Genomic DNA, 16,175 nt, shown 5'->3' with positions numbered 1-16,175 from the left:
CCGGTCACGGTCAGTTCCCCAGATACACCGGGAACGCTTCGAGGTCGTTCTGGGTGAGCACCGGCAGGTTGCGGATCTGTTCGACCGGCACGGCCGAGCGCAGGCCGGGGAAGCGGGCGAACAAGGCGGGCAGCGCGATGCCCTCTTCCATGCGGGCGAGCGCTGCGCCGGGGCAGATGTGCGGGCCGTAGCCGAAAGCCAAGTGCCGGTTGGCCGTCGGGCGGGAGACGTCGAAGTCGTCGGCGTCCTCGCCGTGGACGGCGAAGTCCCGGCCGATCGCGCGGTAGGACATGACCACGCCCTCGCCTCTCTCGATGACGGTGTCGCCGACGGCGATGTCCTCGATCGCGAAACGCATGAGCAGATGAGTCACCGGGCTGTCCCAGCGCAGGGTCTCCTCCACCGCGGCGTCCCAGGTGCGGTCACCGGTGTGGACGGCGCTCAACTGCTCCGGCCGCGCCAGCAGGGCGCGCACGGTGTTGAGGATGAGGCCGATCGTGGTTTCGTGCCCGGCGGCCACCAGCGCCTTCAGGTTGCCGACCACTTCCTCTTCGGTCAGCGGCTCGGTGTCGTCGCCGACGATGAAGGCGCTGGTCAGGTCGTCGGTCGGGTCGGCGGTCTTCTTGCGCACCAAATCGGTGAAATAGACGTCCAACTCGTCGATCACCCGCAACCGCTCGTCCTGCGGCGTCAGCAGCGAGAAGAACGCGTTGTACCAGTCGAGCAGCATCGGATGGTCGGCGCGGTCCACGCCCATCAGCTCGCTGATGACCCGCATCGGCAGCGGGTAGGCGAACACCGTCTTGAGGTCGACTGCCGCGCCGTCGCGTCCGGCCTCGGACAGGTCGTCGAGCAGTTCGGCGGTCATCCGCTCGACCGCGGGACGCAGCGCGTCGAGCCTGCGCTTGGTCAACGCCTGGGTGGTCTTGATCCGCAGCCTGCGGTGCTCGGGACCGTCGACGGTGAACATGGAACGGCCCGCGTCGATCATGCCGATCAGCGGCCACTGCCTGGTCACCGCGCCGGACTGCCACAGCGCCCAGGCGTTGATGTCCTTGACCAGCCTGGTGTCGACGAGCAACTGCCTGGCCAGTGCGTGCTGGGTGACGGTCCAAGCGGGCACGCCGAGCAACTCGATCCGGGTGAGCGGACCCGCGGCGCGCAGGCTGCTGGTCTCTCCGCCCAGGTCGCCGACCATCGGATCGATGACAAGGGCTGCTGCGTGTGGGCATTCTCTGGTCACGGGGTACCTCCGACGGCACGAACGGGTGTGAAGCGGACGGGCAGGGATGTCATGCCGCGCAGGAAGGCCGACGGTCGCCGGACCAGGTTCTGGGCGGGCACCGCGAGATCGAGATCGGGCAGCCGGTCGAGCAGCACCTCGATGCCGGTGCGCGCGATGACCTCGGCGATCTCCTGCGCGGGGAACGGGCAGCGGTATTCGCCGTAGCTGAACGCGAAGTGCGCGCTGTTGCCCGAGTGCGCCGGCTCGGCGCCGTCGGAAACATGCTGGCGCACATGGGGATCGGCGTTGGCCGCGGCCAGGCCGAGCAGCAGCATGTCACCGGCCCTGATGACCTTGTCGCCGAGCCGCGTGTCGCGGGCTGCCCACCGTCCGGCGAGGATCTGGGTCGGGGTGTCCTCCCACAGCACTTCGTTCATCGCCTGGCCCACACTGTGTCGCCCGCCGCCGAGCGCCGCGGCGAACCGGTCGTCGGTGAGCATCAGCCGCACCGAGTTCCCGATCCAGTCGGCCGTGGGCAGGTATCCGGCGGCGGTGATCGCCATCAGGTCCAGGACGTATTCCTCGTCGGAGAACGGACCGGGATGCGCCAGCATCCAGGACACCAAATCGGCGCCTCGCGCGACTTTCTTGGTCGCGAGCAACCGCCCCATGTGCTCGGCGAACTGCTGATGCGCGGCCTGGGCGTCGGCCCCGCCGTCGGCGAGGGTCTTCATCGTCCACGCCAGCCGCGGTCCGTCCGCGTCGGGGAAGCCGAGGATCCGCGCCAGGGCCAGCACCGGCAGCGGTTCGGCGAAATCGGCGACCAGCTCCGCTTCGCCCCTGCCGCAGAACGCGTCGATCAGGCGGTCGGCCAGGTCCTCGCAGGTGCGGCGCAATTCGAAGGTGTCGACGGTCTCCAATGCCGGTTCCACCATCGCCACGTGCCTGCGGTGCTCCGCGCCCGCGGTGAAATAGATCGACGGCATCGGCTGCCCGACCATCGGCAGCAAGGGCCAGTCCGGCGGGATGTTCGGCCACTGGTTCCACCGCCCGACATCGCGGGGGAACAACTCGGGATCGTTGGTCACCTGATGCAATTCGCGGTAGCCGATGACCAGCCAGGCGGGGACGCCGCCGGGCAGCTCCACGGCGACCACCGGTCCGTGCTCCCGGCGCATCTCGTGATAGAGCTGATGCGGGTCGGTATGGAAACGCGGGCCGCTCAACGGGACCGGTGCGGTGCCGATGGGGCAGCTGTCGGCGGAGCTCGGCGCGGGCGTGGTCATGACGCGGCCTCCGGAGTGGGGAACAAGGGGCGCCGGGCCGCCGGGGACGGCGCGCGGGAATAGAGGTGTTCGACGAGGGTGATGAGGACGCCCTTGCCGGACTCGCGGGAGCGGGCGTCGCAGTCGATCACCGGCACGTGCCGATCCAGGTCGAGCGCGTCGCGGACCTCGTCGGGGCGGTGGCCCTCGCCGAAGTCGTTGCAGGCCACGACGAACGGTGTCTTCTGGTGTTCCAGCCGGTCGACCGCGTACCAGGAATCCGCGATCCGGTGCGGGTCGACCAGCACGATCGCGCCGAGCGCGCCGGTGAACAGCCGATCCCAGAGGAACCGGAACCGCTGTTGTCCCGGTGCGCCGAACAGGTACAGCACATGCTCGTCATCGATGGTGATCCGCCCGAAGTCGAAGGCGACGGTCGTCGTCGATTTGCCCGGCGCGCCACTGGGATCGTCGATCTCCAGCCCCTCGTCGGTCATGATCGCCTCGGTATCGAGCGGCCGGATCTCGCTGACCGCGCGGACCATCGTCGTCTTGCCGACGCCGAAACCGCCGACGATGACGACCTTCAGTCCCCGCGTGGTCGCACGGTGCAGGGGCGCGTCCGCGCGGGCGGGACGCGGATCAGAGCTTGCGGAGTCCAACGAGCACCTTCTCGAGCGTCGTGGTGTCGGGCAGGCAGTGCCATGGCGAGTCGGACGGACCGGTCTGCGGAGGACGCACGGTGATCTTGCCCGCGTGCAGCAGGTCCGACAGCAGGATGGTCGCGATGCCGACCGGAATCCGCAGCTCGGCCGCGATTTCGACGACGGCGGTCGGAGCTCGGCACAGGTCGAGGATCGCCACGTGCTCGGACTGCATGCCCGGCGTCGGCGCGCACTCGCTGACCACCAGGGTGACCAGATCGAAGGCGTCGGAGTCCGGTTTGCTGCGCCCGCCGGTCAGCGTGTAGAGCCGATCGGGGTGGTCGTCGCGGCCTGGTCTGCTCACGACACGCCCGCTCCCGGGAAGCGCGGTGTGGCCGCCAAGTGTTCGCCGAGCTGTTCCACCAGCTCCCGCATATTGTGGCCGACCAGCCCGGCGTCCGCGTCCTCGGCGGCGACGACCGCGATGTGCGCGCCGAGCCCCGCTTCGACGATGAACAGGATGCCGCCGTAGAACTCCGTCATCGACTGGCGCACCCCGGCCCGGCCGTCGCCGAATTCCACCGACGCGCCGTGCGAGAGGCTCTGGATGCCCGCCGCGATGGCGGCGAGCTGGTCGGCCCCGTCCACGGTGAGTTCGGGCGTGTGACAGATCTTCAACCCGTCGCTGGACAGCAGCAGGGCGTGTCTGGTGCGCGGTGTGCGGGTGAGCAGCTGTTCCAAAAGCCAGCTCAGCTGGGCGGTCTCGGAGGTTGTCATCGTTCGTTCTCCACGGAGACGGAGGGGGCAGGGGGAATGGTGGCGGCGCTGCCGGTCGTGGGCCCGGACATCGCGCGCTGGAACGCGCCGAGCGAGTCCGGTCGTGCCGGAGGAGGAGTCGGTGCGGCGGCCTCCGGTGCGCCGATGCCCTCGGGATGGACAGCGGCCAGCGTGCTGCCGCGACGCCGCTTGGGCAGCGCTCGGGGCGCGACGGCGGGAGCGTCCACCGCGGGCGACGGACGCACGGGCTCCGGATCGGCGGATTCGTGATCGAGCGGGGCGGCTGCGCGAGACCGCTCCCGCGCGACGGGCAGCGTGCCCGTGGTGGACGGCTGCGGCCGTTCCGCGCGGGTGGTGAGGTCCCGCGGGATCACCACGACCACGGCGGTGCCGCCGATGGCGGAAGGCCGGTAGGAGACGGTGAGCCCGTGCTTGCGCGCCAGATTGCCCACCACGGCGAGGCCGAGCCTGGTCCCGGTCAGGGAGGACAGGTCGGCTCCGGCCCCGCGGGCGTCCGGCGTGCCGGCCGAGACCGCCGCCTCGGCCCGGCGCAGCGCCGACTCGCTCATGACCAATCCGCTGTCCTCGATGGTGATGATCACGCCCGCCGGAACCTCGGCGGCGTAGACGTGCACCTCGGTGGTGGGCGGGGAGAAGTTGCAGGCGTTGTCGAGCAGTTCCGCGAGCGCGTGCATGACGCCTTCCGCGGCGTGACCGGAGACCGCGATGTCGGCGATCGCGCGCAACCGGACTCGCTGATAGCCCGCGACACGTCCCATCGCGCCACGCAGAATCGATTCCATCGCAATGGGTTTGGCCCAGCGGCGGCCGGATCGCGCGCCGCTGAGCACGGCGATGCTGTCGGCGAGCCTGCCCGCCCGAGCGGTGCGGTGATCGAGTTGCAGGAGATCGGCGAGCACGGTGGGGTCGCCGTGGCGGTGCTCCATCTCGCGCAGTTCCGCGAGCATGCTGGTGGTCATCGCCTGCATGCGGCCCGCCGCGCCCGCGAAGGCCGCCATGGCCGCGGCGCGACGACTATCACTGCTCTTCGCGCGCGCTTCGTATTCGGCGACCGCCGCGCTCGCGGCGGTGACCTCGGCCTCCGCGCCGCTGGCGACGAGCGCTCGGTCGTCCCTGGCCCGGCCTGCGTCCCGCCGGGCGTGCCGGGCCTGCCTGCGGAAGTGGACGGCCGCCGTGGTGGCGGCGCACAGGGCGACGGCGGCGGCGGTGGCGCCCGCCGCGAGTGGGATCCGGAATTCGGCGGGCGCGTAGTACACCGCCGCCGTGACGACGGCAGCGGTCGCGACAACGCAGGCCCACAATGTCGCGTACGGCGGTTTCGGATGCCGGACGGCGTCTTCGCCGGGCTCACTCACCGCCGGATTCAATAACTCTGACAAGTTCCGTACTTCCGCACTCGCGCTTGCCGCCGGGAAACGGCAAACTTGCCCCCTTCTGCGTGCCTCGTCACCCCAAATACGCAGACCGGCAAGCAGTTTCGAAATATCGCGGCCCGAGCATAGCGGGGTGGGCGGTGCGGCGCCACTCGGACGTATTTCGCGGGAAAGCGGCGCGGGCGGATATTCCGCTGCCGTGCCGATGCTCGGATTACGCTGACGACGCGCCGAAAAGTGCTACACGGCGACGCACTCGGTGCCAAATGGGGAAATTAACGTTTGCCTAGAATTCACTATCGGTGTGCCGGGGCGTCCTATGTGCGGCCGTATTACCGATGCGATATTGCAAGCTTGGATTATCGACGCGTCATGTGATCGCGTCCGCGAGTGGCGGTGGCGCCGGGGCGGTGTGGCCGGCCCGCCGGGCTTCCCGGGGGGCCGAAGCCGAGCCGCTGTCGTTCGATCAGAGTTGTGCGGTTTGCTCGCACGGGGGCAGGCCGTCGGCCTGGCGGAGTACTTCGGCGACGGACTCCAGGTACAGCAGGGTGCGCAGCGATACGCCGTTCACGGCCTGTCCGAGGCGGCGCAGGGCCGAATTGTCCAGGTGCGCGATCACTTCGGCGTCGCAGGCCCGGTCGGGACCGGGATCGAACACGAAATAGTTGGGGTCGAGCCCGAACACGTGGGCCAGCCCGGCGCGGGTCTGCTCCGGGAGCGTGGCGACCTGACCGCGTCGAACTTTCGTCAGGTGACCTGGTTCCAGGTCGTACCCGGCTGCGGTCACCCATGTCTCGACCGTATCGTCGGCGAGCGGGCGCCCGTGCGCACGCTCCCACATCTCGAACGCTAGGTTCAGCCGGGCAGTGATATCGATTTCCACAACCGCCTCCACCTTCTGACGACATAGCCTCTTGACGGGTCACACATTGACTCGACCGTAGCGTGGTAGTAGTCGATCGCCGTGATTTCACGGCAAATGTCCGGTTGCATAGGGGGCGGAACATACTCGATCCCCGATTTCCGGGGACGGCGAGCTCGAGGAGGCGGGTGTGCGGCTGAGTTCCGAGGAGGCGCGCAAACGATTCGCGACCAGTCCGGTCGCACGGTTGGCAACGGTTTCGCCGCAACTACGCCCGCATTTGGTGCCCATAGTCTTCGCAGTGGCGGGGGAGGTCGTCTACACCAGCGTCGACGCGAAACCGAAGACGACCACGGCGCTGCGCCGCCTGGACAATATCGCGGCGAACCCTGCGGTCGCCGTGCTCGTCGACCGCTACGGCGACGACTGGACCCAGCTGTGGTGGGCTCGCGCCGACGGTACGGCCCGCATCGCGGACGGCGCCGAGGCGCAGGCGGCGATCGCTCACTTGACCGCGCGCTACTCCCAGTACGAACAGCAGCCGCCACCTGGCCCGGTGATAGCCATCGATGTGGCGCGGTGGTCGGGATGGTCCGCCCGCTGAGCGAGCCGCGCCGATTCGGGTACAGTCCGATTCGTGATCTCCCGTCGCGGGGGTCGTCGAGCCGAACCACCCGTCGAGTCGATCGTGAGGATCGTATGCCCTCGAATTTCGCGCTGAAGACCATGAATACGGCGCATCGCGTCCTACTGAAGATCAGCTTCGGGAAACTGGGCAACGACTTCTCCGGCATGCCGTCGCTCGAGCTCACCACCACCGGCCGCAAATCGGGCCGGCCGCACGCGGTGATGCTCACGGCGCCGATCGTCGACGGTGACACCTATGTCGTGGTCGCTTCGCGGGGCGGCGACCCCGTCCACCCGGCGTGGTTCCTGAACCTGCGCGACAACCCGGACGTCGTCGTGTCGGTGCGCAACGGGCCGAAGGTCCCGATGACGGCTCGGGTGGCCACCAGCGAGGAGCGCGCGGCGTTGTGGCCCCGGGTCACCTCCGCGCAGCCGGTCTACGCCGGTTATCAGACGAAGACCACGCGCGAGATTCCGCTCGTCCTGCTGACGCCGAAAAGCTGAGAGCGGCGCGGCGGATCGGTAACCGTCAGCCGCGATAGTCGCGCAGCACCGGACCGAGGCATCCGGCCGCCGCGAGTGCGCCTGCACCGAACATCGCCGGATAGCCGAGACCGAACATGTCGTGCAGGAACGAAAGCAGGGCCGGGGTGCCGAAGCCCAAGTAGCTCGCGGAGTAGAACACGGCTGTCAGCCCGGCCAGATCGTCCGGGCGGGCGATGCGTTCGATCTCCTGCAGCCCGGCCACCAGACCGATGCCGTAGCCGACTCCCAGCACCACGGCGGCGGCCACCGTCGCCCACAGGGTCAACAGATCGGAAGCCGTCGCGGCGAGCGCCATCCCGATCGTGACCGCGATCAGTGCCACCGTCGCCGCCCGCGCGGTGCCGGGCCGGTCGATCCGCCGCGCGACGGACTGGACGGCGAACCCGCAGCCGAGGGTGATGACACAGATCATGGCGGAGAACGCGATCGGCGCCGCGCCGACCTGAGGCGCCATCAGCGCGGGCAGCACCGCGTAGGCCGCCGCGGCGGAGGTGAACAGCCACAACGCGGCAGGCAATGCCACCGTGCGGAAGCGCCGGTGCCCCGCCGCGGGAATGCGCAGGTCGTCGCGGAGGCTCCCCGCGTTCCGCCGCCGGGGGACGGTTTCGGGGGTACGCCGGACCCACACGGCGGCGATCAGGCACACGCCTACGTTGATCAGGTATGCCAAGGTGTTCGGCCACGGCGCCCATTGCGCGAGTACACCGGCGCAGCAAGCACCGATGGCGAAGCCCGCGGTGAGGCTCATCGCGGAACGGCGCGCGCCCGTGCCCGCGGGAAGCTCCGGACTGTAGGGCGGTTGCGCCAGCTCTTTGAGCCAGCTGCCGCCGACCGCCATCGCCAGCCCGAGCGCGATGCCGCACAGCACTCGTCCCGCCGACAGGACCGGCACCGACGCGGACCCGAACGCGAGCAGCAGTGATCCGGCCGCGGCGATCAGCGGCGCCGGCCGCAGCAGGGCCCGGCGGCCGTAGCGATCCGACAGCGGGCCGCCGATCAGCAACGCGGGCACGATGCCGAGCACGTAGTAGAACAGCAGCAGGTCGACGGTCGTGGCCGCCAGCCCGTCGCTCTTGTACATCACCAGCAGCGGCGTGAATTCGTTTCCGGCCCAAGCGATCGCGAACATCGCGGCGGCGACGCCCCGCCATCGGCTGGAGACGACCCGATCGCGGGGCGCGGTGACGGTGAGTGTCGCCATCACCGGCCTCGTAGTTCCAGTTGGTGCACGCCGGACAGGTGCTCGACCAGCGCGTCGGCGAACCCGTCGACGTCCGAGGCCGCGACGAGGTCGGCCAGGCGCGCGTGCTGCTCGATGATCCGGGTGATGTCGACCGGGCCGCGGCGCAGGGCGACGCTGTTCATCCGGCGCTGGCGTTCCCGCAGCGAGTCGTAGAAACCCGACAGCAGCGGATTGCCACCGGCCAGGACGTAGGTGCGGTGGAAGTCGGTGTCGGCGAGCGCGAAGCCGTCGAGATCACCCGCGGCGGCCAGTTCGCGCTGCCGCCGGATCGAGGAACGCAACGCCTCGACCAGCATGCCGGGGTCGTTCACGGTGGCGCTGCGAACCGCGGCGGTCTCCACCACATACCTGGCGTGCGCGACATGCTCGGCTTCGTCCGGTGGGATCGGCACCACCAGCGCGCCGCGCTTCGGGTACAGCTTCATCCACCCCTCGGTCTCCAGCCGCAGAAACGCCTCGCGCACCGGCGTGCGGGAGGTGCCCAGGTCGGCGGCGATCTCGCCCTCGCTGATCAGCTCCCCGCCCGCGAGCGCGCCGGACAGGATGCGCTCCTTCACGGCGCGGTAGGCCTGCTCAGCCGATGAATACATCTTAGACACAAGTTGTATCTTACCGATGGGTTCGCGGCAGGTTTGCCAGGGGTGGATCTTCTGCGGTGCTGTGGCCGCTGATTCGTCGCGAGCGCGCCGCGGCGCGATCGGTAAATGTCCGGGCATGGACCGGTCGGCCGAGCCCGGATCGGCTAGCGGGCCGAGAGGATCGCCGGACGGGGATGCGGGCGCGCGTGCTCGAGTTGCGCGGCGATCGGAAGAATCGTCGTCTCGCCGTTCGTAGGGCCGACCAGCTGCACCGACAACGGCAGCCCGTCGTCACCGACGCCCGCGGGCAGCGAGGCGGCGGGGTGGCCGGTGACATTCCACAGTTCGGTGTAGGCGACCATCGGAATCGAAGCGAGCTGAGCTCGTACCGAATTCGCCCCGTCGAGCACGCCGAGCAGCGGCGGGCGGATCGCGATGGTGGGAGTCAGCAGCAGATCGCATTCGGTGAAGACGCGATCCATTTTGCGCGCCAACGCCTCCGCGCGCCGGATCGCCCATTCGATGACCGGCCTGCGCGCCCAGGCGCCGAGCGCCATCGTCTGCTTGGTGCGGCGTTCGAGCAGTTCCGGATGATCGATCTCGGCCAGTTCCGCGCGCACGCCGCCGAAGAACTGCGGGAAGAACGCGTGCATGGATTCCGGGTAGTGCGGATCGATCTCCGCCACCGTGTGGCCCAGTTCTGTGAGCAGTTTCGCGGTGTCGCGGACGGCGCGCACGTGCTGCGGATCGAGTTTCGCCATCAGGGCGTGCGCTTTGGTGCTGTAGCCGATGCGCAACGGCCGGGCCGGTTCGCGCGCCGCCGCCTCGAACGAGGTCGGCGGTTCCGGCGCCCGGAATCGGTCGGTGGGGGTGCTGCCACGGATGACGTCGTAGACGACGGCGGAGTCCAGCACGCCGCGGGTCAGCGGCCCGGCGGCGCCCAATGCCCACCACAGGTGTTCGTTCGGGGACATCGGCACACGCCCGCGTTGCGGCTTGAGACCGAATAATCCGCAACAAGCCGCCGGGATCCGGATCGACCCGCCACCGTCGCCTGCGAGCGCGACCGGCACCAGCCCGGCCGCGACCGCGGTAGCGGACCCGCCGCTCGATCCGCCTGCGGAGCGGCTCGGATCCCACGGGTTGCGGGTGACGCCGAAGGTGCTGGACTCGGTGTAGGGCCACTGCCCGAATTCCGGCATCGCGGTCTTGCCGATGATGATCGCCCCGGCCGCGCGCAGCCTGCGCACGGCTTCGGCGTCCGCCACGGCGGGCGTGGCATTCGCCCTGGTGCCGAAGGTGGTCACCACGCCGGCGACATCGAACTCGTCTTTCACCGCGACCGGCACCCCGTGCAACGGGCCGACCGGCTCGCCCGCCGCGCGCTCGCGGTCCCGCTCGACGGCCGCCGCCTTGGCCTCATCCCGCAGGACATGAGTGAACGCGCCGAGACCCGCCGCGGCATCGATTTCGTCGAGCGTCGCCTCGATCAGTTGCTCCGCCGAAAGTGCGCCCTGGGCCAGCAACTCGCGCTGTTCGAGCACACCCGCCGACACGACCTCCCGCAGATCCATCCGCCACCGCTCCTTCCGAGCCGCGCGACGTCGCGGCTGCCGCCGATGCCGACGTTTTCGACCGTAGGCAGTCGAGCGACCTTTGCGCAATGGGGTACCCGCCGACGACCCGCGGTCAGGAAGGCGCGGGGCCTTCCGCCGCGGCGAGCCGGGGCCGCTCGAGCCTGGAATGGGTGCGCGAGTAGGTGAAGTAGACGATCAGGCCGACGACCAGCCAGATCACGAAGCGCGCCCAGGTCTCCCACGGCAGCGACCAGATCAGATACACCGAGAACCCGATGCCGATCAGCGGCACGACCAGCATGAACGGCAGGCGGAACTCGCGCGGCTCGTCGGGGCGGGTGCGCCGTAGCACGATCACGGCGACGGACACCACGATGAACGCCATCAGGATGCCGATATTGGTCAGTTCGGCCACCACGGTGATGTCCAGCAGCCCGGCCATCAGCGCCGCTCCGATGCCGACGATCCAGGTCACCCGGGTGGGTACCTTCCGGACCGGATGGGTCTTGGCGAACCATTCCGGCAGCAGCCCGTCGCGGCTCATGGCGAACCACACGCGGGTGACGCCGAGCATGAAGGTGAGCACCACGGTGACGATGCCGATGATGGCGCCGATCGCGATGATGTTCGCGACGCCCGGCTGCCCGACCGATTCGAACGCGGTGGAGAACCCGCTGGTCGGGCTGATCTCGGTGTACTTCTGCATGCCGGTGAGCACCAGGGTCGCCAGTACGTAGAGGACCATGGCGATGGCCAGCGAATAGATGATCGCCTTCGGCAGATGCTTCTTGCCCTCGGTGGACTCCTCGGCGGCGGTGCTCATCGCGTCGTAGCCGAACACGGCGAAGAAGACGGTGGCCGCGCCCGTCCACACCGCGCTCGTGCCGAACGGGAAGTAGGGGGTGTAGTTCGAGCTGTCGATGTGGAACACGCCGAGCGCGATGATCAGCACGACGATGGCCACCTTGATGCCGACGGCGACGGTCTCGAACCGGCCGACGCTGCGGATGCCGCGCGAGAGCAGCCAGGCTGTGCCGAGGCAGAACAGCATGGCGAACACGTCGACGACGTGGCCGTCACCCGTTCCCGCCGCGCCCAGCATCCAATCCGGCAACGCGATGTCGACCTGTTCCAACAGGAATTTGAAGTAGCCGGAGACCCCGATGGCCACCACCGCCGCGACCGCGACGTACTCCAGCAGCAGATCCCAGCCGATGAACCAGCCCGCGATCTCGCCGAGCGATACGTATCCGTAGGTGTAGGCGGACCCGGCCTTGGGCACCATCCCGGCGAACTCGGCGTAACACAGCGCGGCGGCGGCGCTGGCCACACCCGCGATGAGGAACGAGATCAACACCGAAGGCCCCGTGACCGAGTGCGCCACCGCGCCCGCCAAGGTGAAGATGCCCGCGCCGATGATGCCGCCGACACCGATCGCGGTGAGCTGCCACAGGCCGAGCGACCGCGACAACTGCTCGTCGGCCGTGGCGGCTTCGTCCTCGACCTCGCCGAGCGGTTTGCGGCGCGTCATCTGGGCGCGTAGGTGAGCGAGGACCATGCTGTTCCTTAAAGCTGTGTTCGTTTTCTCCAGCGCCAACGGCACGTACTCGGTCGAAACCGTGTGTTCCGCCAGTATGGTCGCGCGGCGCCGCAAGCGGCGGCGAAAAGCGTGCCAGTGCTGGTGACTCGGTTGAGTGGGCTTCGCCCGTCCGCGCTCCCGCTCAGCGGTCGCGCAAGGAGCGCAAAAAGAACGCGATGTTGGCCGGGCGTTCGGCCAGCCTGCGCATGAAGTAGCCGTACCACTGGTCTCCGTAGGGCACGTAGACGCGCAGTGTGTGGCCCACTCCGGCCAGGCGCCGCTGTTCGGTGTCGCGGATGCCGTGCAGCATCTGGAACTCGAAATCGCCTGACTTCCGGCCGCTTTCCCGCACCTGGCGCAGCGCGGCATCGATCAGCGCCGGGTCGTGTGTGGCGATCATCGGGTACCCCTTGCCTTCCAGCAGAACCCGCAGGCACCGCAAGTAGGATTCGTCCACCGCGGAACGGCTCCGATAGGCCACCGACGCGGGTTCGCGATAGGCGCCCTTGCACAAGCGGATCCGCGATCCCGGGCCCGCGAAGGTGTGGCAGTCCGCCTCGGTGCGTTTGAGATAGGCCTGCAAGACCGTGCCGAGCCATGGGAAGTCCAAACGCAGCTCGCGCACGATCGCCAGCGTCGCGTCGGTGGTGGTGTGGTCTTCGGCGTCGACGGTCACCCAGACCCCGGCGGACTTCGCCGCCGTGCAGATCTCGTAGGCGTGCTCCCGGGCGATGGCGTATCCGTTCTGCGGGAGCGACTGGCCCAGTGCGGAAAGCTTCAGCGACACTTCCAGCTGCGGCACCGGAGGATCGTTCACGGCCCGCAGTCGCGCCAGTGCCGACAACAGCCGCAGATAGTGTGCGACGGTGCCACGGGCGCGGTCGAGATCGGTGGTGTCCTCGCCGAGGTAGTCGATGGTGACCGAGCGGCCGGAGCCGAGCAGCGCCGAGGTCGCGGCGACCGCGTCGCCCTCGGTCTCGCCCGCGATGAAACGGTCGACCACCTTCCTGGTGGCCGGGATGCGGGTGATCGCGCGCTCCACGCGCGGGGAGCGGGAGGCCGCCAGCACGGCGGGCCGCAGCAGTCCGGAGAAGGCCATCACAACTCCTGGTGCGGGTAGCGGTGGTCGGTCGCGGGGACGAAGGTTTCCTTGATCGTGCGAGCGGAGGTCCAGCGCAGCAGGTTCTGTGCCGAGCCTGCCTTGTCGTTGGTGCCGGACGCGCGCGACCCGCCGAACGGCTGCTGGCCGACGACCGCGCCGGTGGGTTTGTCGTTGATGTAGAAGTTGCCCGCCGCGAAGCGCAACCGGTCGGCGGCCGTGGCGATCGCCGCGCGATCCCGGGCGATGACCGAGCCGGTCAGGCCGTAGGGCGAACCACGGTCGATCAGGTCGAGCACGGACTCGAACGAGCCGCGGACCGAATCGTCGTACACGTGCACGGCCAGGATCGGGCCGAAGTACTCGGTGCGGAACGCCTCGTCGGTCGGGTCGTCGCCGAGCAGGACGGTCGGCTCGACGAAATAGCCGACGCTGTCGTCGGCGTGGCCGCCCGTGGCGATGGTCAGGCTCGGGGTCGCCTTGGCGCGCGCGAGGGCTTCGGTGTTCTTGTCGAAAGCCCGCCGATCGATGAGTGCGCCGCCGAAGTGACCGAAATCGGTGACGTCGCCGTAGCTGAGCCCGGCCACCCGGTCGATGAACTCGCGGCCCATCCGATCCCACACCGACCGCGGCAGGAAAGCGCGCGAGGCGGCCGAGCACTTCTGGCCCTGGTAGTCGAACGCGCCGCGGATCAGGGCCGTACTCAGTACGTCCGGATCTGCGGAGCTGTGCGCGACGACGAAGTCTTTGCCGCCGGTCTCGCCGACCAGGCGCGGGTAGGAGTCGTAGCGGTCGAGATGCGTCGCGACGGTGCGCCAGAGGTGGCGGAAGGTCGCGGTGGATCCGGTGAAGTGGATGCCCGCGAGCCGGTGGTCGGCCAGGGCCACTTCCGACACCTCGGGGCCCGCGCCGTGCACCATGTTGATCACGCCGGGCGGCAGCCCCGCCGCCTCGAGCAGCTTCATCGTCCAGTACGCCGCCACCGATTGGGTGAGAGCCGGTTTCCACACCACGGTGTTGCCCATCAGCGCGGGTGCGGTGGGCAGGTTGCCCGCGATGGCGGAGAAGTTGAACGGCGTGATCGCGTAGACGAATCCCTCGAGCGGCCGGTAGTCCATCCGATTCCACACTCCGGGGGCCGAGATCGGCTGATCCGCCAGGATCCGTTGAGCGAAGTGCACGTTGAACCGCCAGAAGTCGACCAGCTCGCACGGGGTGTCGATCTCGGCCTGGTAGGCCGTCTTCGACTGGCCCAGCATCGTTGCGGCGGCGATGGTTTCGCGCCACGGGCCGGCCAGCAGGTCCGCGGCGCGCAGGAAGATCGCGGCGCGCTCGGCGAACGGCAGCGCACGCCACCCCGGGGCCGCGGCGGCGGCCGCCGCGATGGCGTCGCGAACCTCGCCGGGCCCGGCCGTGGTGAGCGTGCCGAGCACGGCGGCGTGCCGGTGCGGCTGCCTCACCGTGACGCGTTCGCCCGAGCCGTGCCGATGCACACCGCCGATCACGTGGGTGACCTCCGTCGGGGTCGCGGCCAGATCGGCCAGCTTCGTCCGCAGGCGCTCGCGTTCCGCCGTGCCCGGCGCGAAGCTGCCCACCGGATCGTTGACCGGCGGGGGCGGGGACACGACGGCGTCCATGGAACCTCCAGTTGTCAGATGAAATTTCGGTACTGGGAAGTCAACACCGGAAAACTGTCCGGACAATGAGTCGATTGGACAAAGATGAGGCAAATGCGTTGTCGAGTTGGCCGAAGGACGGGAACGTGGGCGGGGATGGTGAGGAAGTCGCCGCGGACATCGACCTGTTCGCGCTGGCGCAGATGATCGCGGACCACGCGGGCGGGATGGTGTCGATCGAGGACCCGCAGTCGCATGTGCTCGCGTACTCGGCGTCCGACGAGACCGCCGACGAGTTGCGTGTGCGATCGATCCTGGGCCGGGAGGGACCGCCGGAGTACCTGACCCTGCTGCGGCAGTGGGGCGTGCTCGATCGGCTGCGCGACACAGACGAGATCGTCGACGTGCCCGCCCACGACGAGTTGAACATCAAGCGCAGGCTGGCGATCGGGATACGCCGACCCACCGACGCGCGAGCACGCGCCCCGCGCGTGCTCGGCGCGATCTGGCTGCAGCAGGGGGATCGGCCGTTCCACCCGGACGCGGCGGAGATCCTGCGCGGCGCGGCGGCCATCGCGGGACGCCTGATCTCCCGGAGCCTGGACGCGCCCACCACCGAGGCGCTGCTGATCCGCCGGCTGTTCGGCGCGGGTGCGGCGGTCGACGCCGCGGCGGTGGCGAACGCGCTGCGTCTTCCGTCGACCGGTCCGGCCGCGGTGATCGGCTTCGCGCTCATGGCGGGTGAGCACGCGTCCGGCGCCGACCGGGCCGCGCTGGGTGGCGTACTCCGGTTGCGTGCCAGTTCCTTTCGCGGTGACTCGGTGACCACCGCGATCGGTGACCGCGTCTACGTGCTGCTACCGGGCTACCGATCCGCGCAGGCGGTGACGGCCTGGACACGTCAGTTGATCGAGCACTTCGACGCGAAGGGGTCGCTGTCGCTGCGGGCCGCGATCGCCTGCCCGGTGCCCGATCTCGGCCGGGTGGCCGACGCGCGCGCCGAGGTCGATCGGGTCCTCGACCGTACCGCCGCCTCGCCCGCTAACCGCAATGCCGCTCACATAGGCTGGTCGGGCTGGTGTCAACTGGTGTTGATGGTGACGTCGATCTCAATCTTGTAGGTGTTTCGGTCGATGTCGCCCT

General features: G+C 69.4%; 16 protein-coding genes. 3 read left to right on the top strand and 13 right to left on the bottom strand.

The window, feature by feature from the left end:
• Positions 1 to 10: 10 nt before the first annotated feature.
• The 7 genes from ACWEO7_RS16965 to ACWEO7_RS16935 form a co-directional block, all read right to left on the bottom strand.
• Positions 11 to 1,243, bottom strand: coding sequence for a cytochrome P450 family protein (locus ACWEO7_RS16965; protein ID WP_452424282.1), 1,233 nt, complete (start codon positions 1,241 to 1,243; stop codon positions 11 to 13).
• On the bottom strand, positions 1,240 to 2,511 hold the full coding sequence (locus ACWEO7_RS16960) for a cytochrome P450 (RefSeq protein WP_452424280.1): 1,272 nt from the start codon (positions 2,509 to 2,511) through the stop codon (positions 1,240 to 1,242). The genes ACWEO7_RS16965 and ACWEO7_RS16960 overlap by 4 nt, the downstream gene beginning before the upstream one ends.
• Positions 2,508 to 3,152 carry a GTP-binding protein gene (locus ACWEO7_RS16955; RefSeq protein ID WP_379252731.1) on the bottom strand — a complete coding sequence of 215 codons (645 nt, stop codon included), beginning with the start codon at positions 3,150 to 3,152 and terminating at the stop codon, positions 2,508 to 2,510. The genes ACWEO7_RS16960 and ACWEO7_RS16955 overlap by 4 nt, the downstream gene beginning before the upstream one ends.
• Positions 3,133 to 3,498 (bottom strand): DUF742 domain-containing protein, encoded by a 366-nt coding sequence (locus ACWEO7_RS16950; RefSeq protein WP_452424279.1) that lies wholly within the window; start codon positions 3,496 to 3,498, stop codon positions 3,133 to 3,135. The genes ACWEO7_RS16955 and ACWEO7_RS16950 overlap by 20 nt, the downstream gene beginning before the upstream one ends.
• Complete coding sequence (locus ACWEO7_RS16945) at positions 3,495 to 3,911, bottom strand: roadblock/LC7 domain-containing protein (protein WP_450020195.1); 417 nt, start codon at positions 3,909 to 3,911, stop codon at positions 3,495 to 3,497. The genes ACWEO7_RS16950 and ACWEO7_RS16945 overlap by 4 nt, the downstream gene beginning before the upstream one ends.
• The gene (locus ACWEO7_RS16940) at positions 3,908 to 5,287 is read right to left on the bottom strand and encodes a sensor histidine kinase (RefSeq protein ID WP_452424277.1); all 1,380 of its coding nucleotides are present in this window, start codon (positions 5,285 to 5,287) and stop codon (positions 3,908 to 3,910) included. The genes ACWEO7_RS16945 and ACWEO7_RS16940 overlap by 4 nt, the downstream gene beginning before the upstream one ends.
• A gap of 484 nt (positions 5,288 to 5,771) precedes the next feature.
• Positions 5,772 to 6,188, bottom strand: coding sequence for a hypothetical protein (locus tag ACWEO7_RS16935; RefSeq protein ID WP_355076474.1), 417 nt, complete (start codon positions 6,186 to 6,188; stop codon positions 5,772 to 5,774).
• A 175-nt stretch (positions 6,189 to 6,363) separates the two neighbouring features.
• Here ACWEO7_RS16935 and ACWEO7_RS16930 point away from each other — a divergent pair, with 175 nt between their 5' ends.
• Positions 6,364 to 6,771 (top strand): TIGR03668 family PPOX class F420-dependent oxidoreductase, encoded by a 408-nt coding sequence (locus tag ACWEO7_RS16930; RefSeq protein ID WP_450020285.1) that lies wholly within the window; start codon positions 6,364 to 6,366, stop codon positions 6,769 to 6,771.
• Positions 6,772 to 6,866: 95 nt separating this feature from the next.
• The gene (locus tag ACWEO7_RS16925) at positions 6,867 to 7,298 is read left to right on the top strand and encodes a nitroreductase/quinone reductase family protein (protein WP_452424275.1); all 432 of its coding nucleotides are present in this window, start codon (positions 6,867 to 6,869) and stop codon (positions 7,296 to 7,298) included.
• 25 nt (positions 7,299 to 7,323) lie between these two features.
• On the opposite strand, the gene ACWEO7_RS16920 is transcribed toward ACWEO7_RS16925, so the two are convergent.
• From ACWEO7_RS16920 to pruA, 6 genes are all read right to left on the bottom strand, one after another.
• Entirely contained in the window at positions 7,324 to 8,541 is a 1,218-nt protein-coding gene (locus ACWEO7_RS16920; RefSeq protein WP_452424273.1) for an MFS transporter, read from the bottom strand.
• A complete protein-coding gene (locus ACWEO7_RS16915) occupies positions 8,541 to 9,182 on the bottom strand; it encodes a GntR family transcriptional regulator (RefSeq protein WP_452424271.1) in 642 nt (213 codons plus the stop codon). Before ACWEO7_RS16915 ends, ACWEO7_RS16920 begins: the two co-directional genes overlap by 1 nt.
• A 143-nt stretch (positions 9,183 to 9,325) precedes the next feature.
• Complete coding sequence (locus ACWEO7_RS16910; protein ID WP_452424269.1) at positions 9,326 to 10,735, bottom strand: amidase; 1,410 nt, start codon at positions 10,733 to 10,735, stop codon at positions 9,326 to 9,328.
• 115 nt (positions 10,736 to 10,850) lie between these two features.
• On the bottom strand, positions 10,851 to 12,296 hold the full coding sequence (locus tag ACWEO7_RS16905; protein ID WP_452424398.1) for an amino acid permease: 1,446 nt from the start codon (positions 12,294 to 12,296) through the stop codon (positions 10,851 to 10,853).
• Positions 12,297 to 12,459: 163 nt separating this feature from the next.
• A complete protein-coding gene (locus ACWEO7_RS16900; protein WP_452424268.1) occupies positions 12,460 to 13,416 on the bottom strand; it encodes a proline dehydrogenase family protein in 957 nt (318 codons plus the stop codon).
• Positions 13,416 to 15,053, bottom strand: coding sequence for an L-glutamate gamma-semialdehyde dehydrogenase (gene pruA / locus ACWEO7_RS16895; protein WP_452424266.1), 1,638 nt, complete (start codon positions 15,051 to 15,053; stop codon positions 13,416 to 13,418). The genes ACWEO7_RS16900 and pruA overlap by 1 nt, the downstream gene beginning before the upstream one ends.
• Positions 15,054 to 15,178: 125 nt before the next feature.
• Between pruA and ACWEO7_RS16890 the strand changes: the two genes are divergently transcribed.
• Positions 15,179 to 16,153 carry a hypothetical protein gene (locus ACWEO7_RS16890; protein ID WP_452424264.1) on the top strand — a complete coding sequence of 325 codons (975 nt, stop codon included), beginning with the start codon at positions 15,179 to 15,181 and terminating at the stop codon, positions 16,151 to 16,153.
• Positions 16,154 to 16,175 lie beyond the last annotated feature (22 nt).

The organism is Nocardia sp. NPDC004260, assembly GCF_053603155.1.
Note: the sequence above shows the minus strand (reverse complement) of the source record. Positions and strands in the feature narration are given on the sequence as shown.

Coding starts and splice junctions, on each gene's coding strand:
- ACWEO7_RS16905 (WP_452424398.1), bottom strand. CDS start 12,296: ATGGTCCTCGCTCACCTACGCGCCCAGATGACGCGCCGCAAACCGCTC.
- pruA (WP_452424266.1), bottom strand. CDS start 15,053: ATGGACGCCGTCGTGTCCCCGCCCCCGCCGGTCAACGATCCGGTGGGC.
- ACWEO7_RS16920 (WP_452424273.1), bottom strand. CDS start 8,541: ATGGCGACACTCACCGTCACCGCGCCCCGCGATCGGGTCGTCTCCAGC.
- ACWEO7_RS16925 (WP_452424275.1), top strand. CDS start 6,867: ATGCCCTCGAATTTCGCGCTGAAGACCATGAATACGGCGCATCGCGTC.
- ACWEO7_RS16900 (WP_452424268.1), bottom strand. CDS start 13,416: ATGGCCTTCTCCGGACTGCTGCGGCCCGCCGTGCTGGCGGCCTCCCGC.
- ACWEO7_RS16910 (WP_452424269.1), bottom strand. CDS start 10,735: ATGGATCTGCGGGAGGTCGTGTCGGCGGGTGTGCTCGAACAGCGCGAG.
- ACWEO7_RS16945 (WP_450020195.1), bottom strand. CDS start 3,911: ATGACAACCTCCGAGACCGCCCAGCTGAGCTGGCTTTTGGAACAGCTG.
- ACWEO7_RS16960 (WP_452424280.1), bottom strand. CDS start 2,511: ATGACCACGCCCGCGCCGAGCTCCGCCGACAGCTGCCCCATCGGCACC.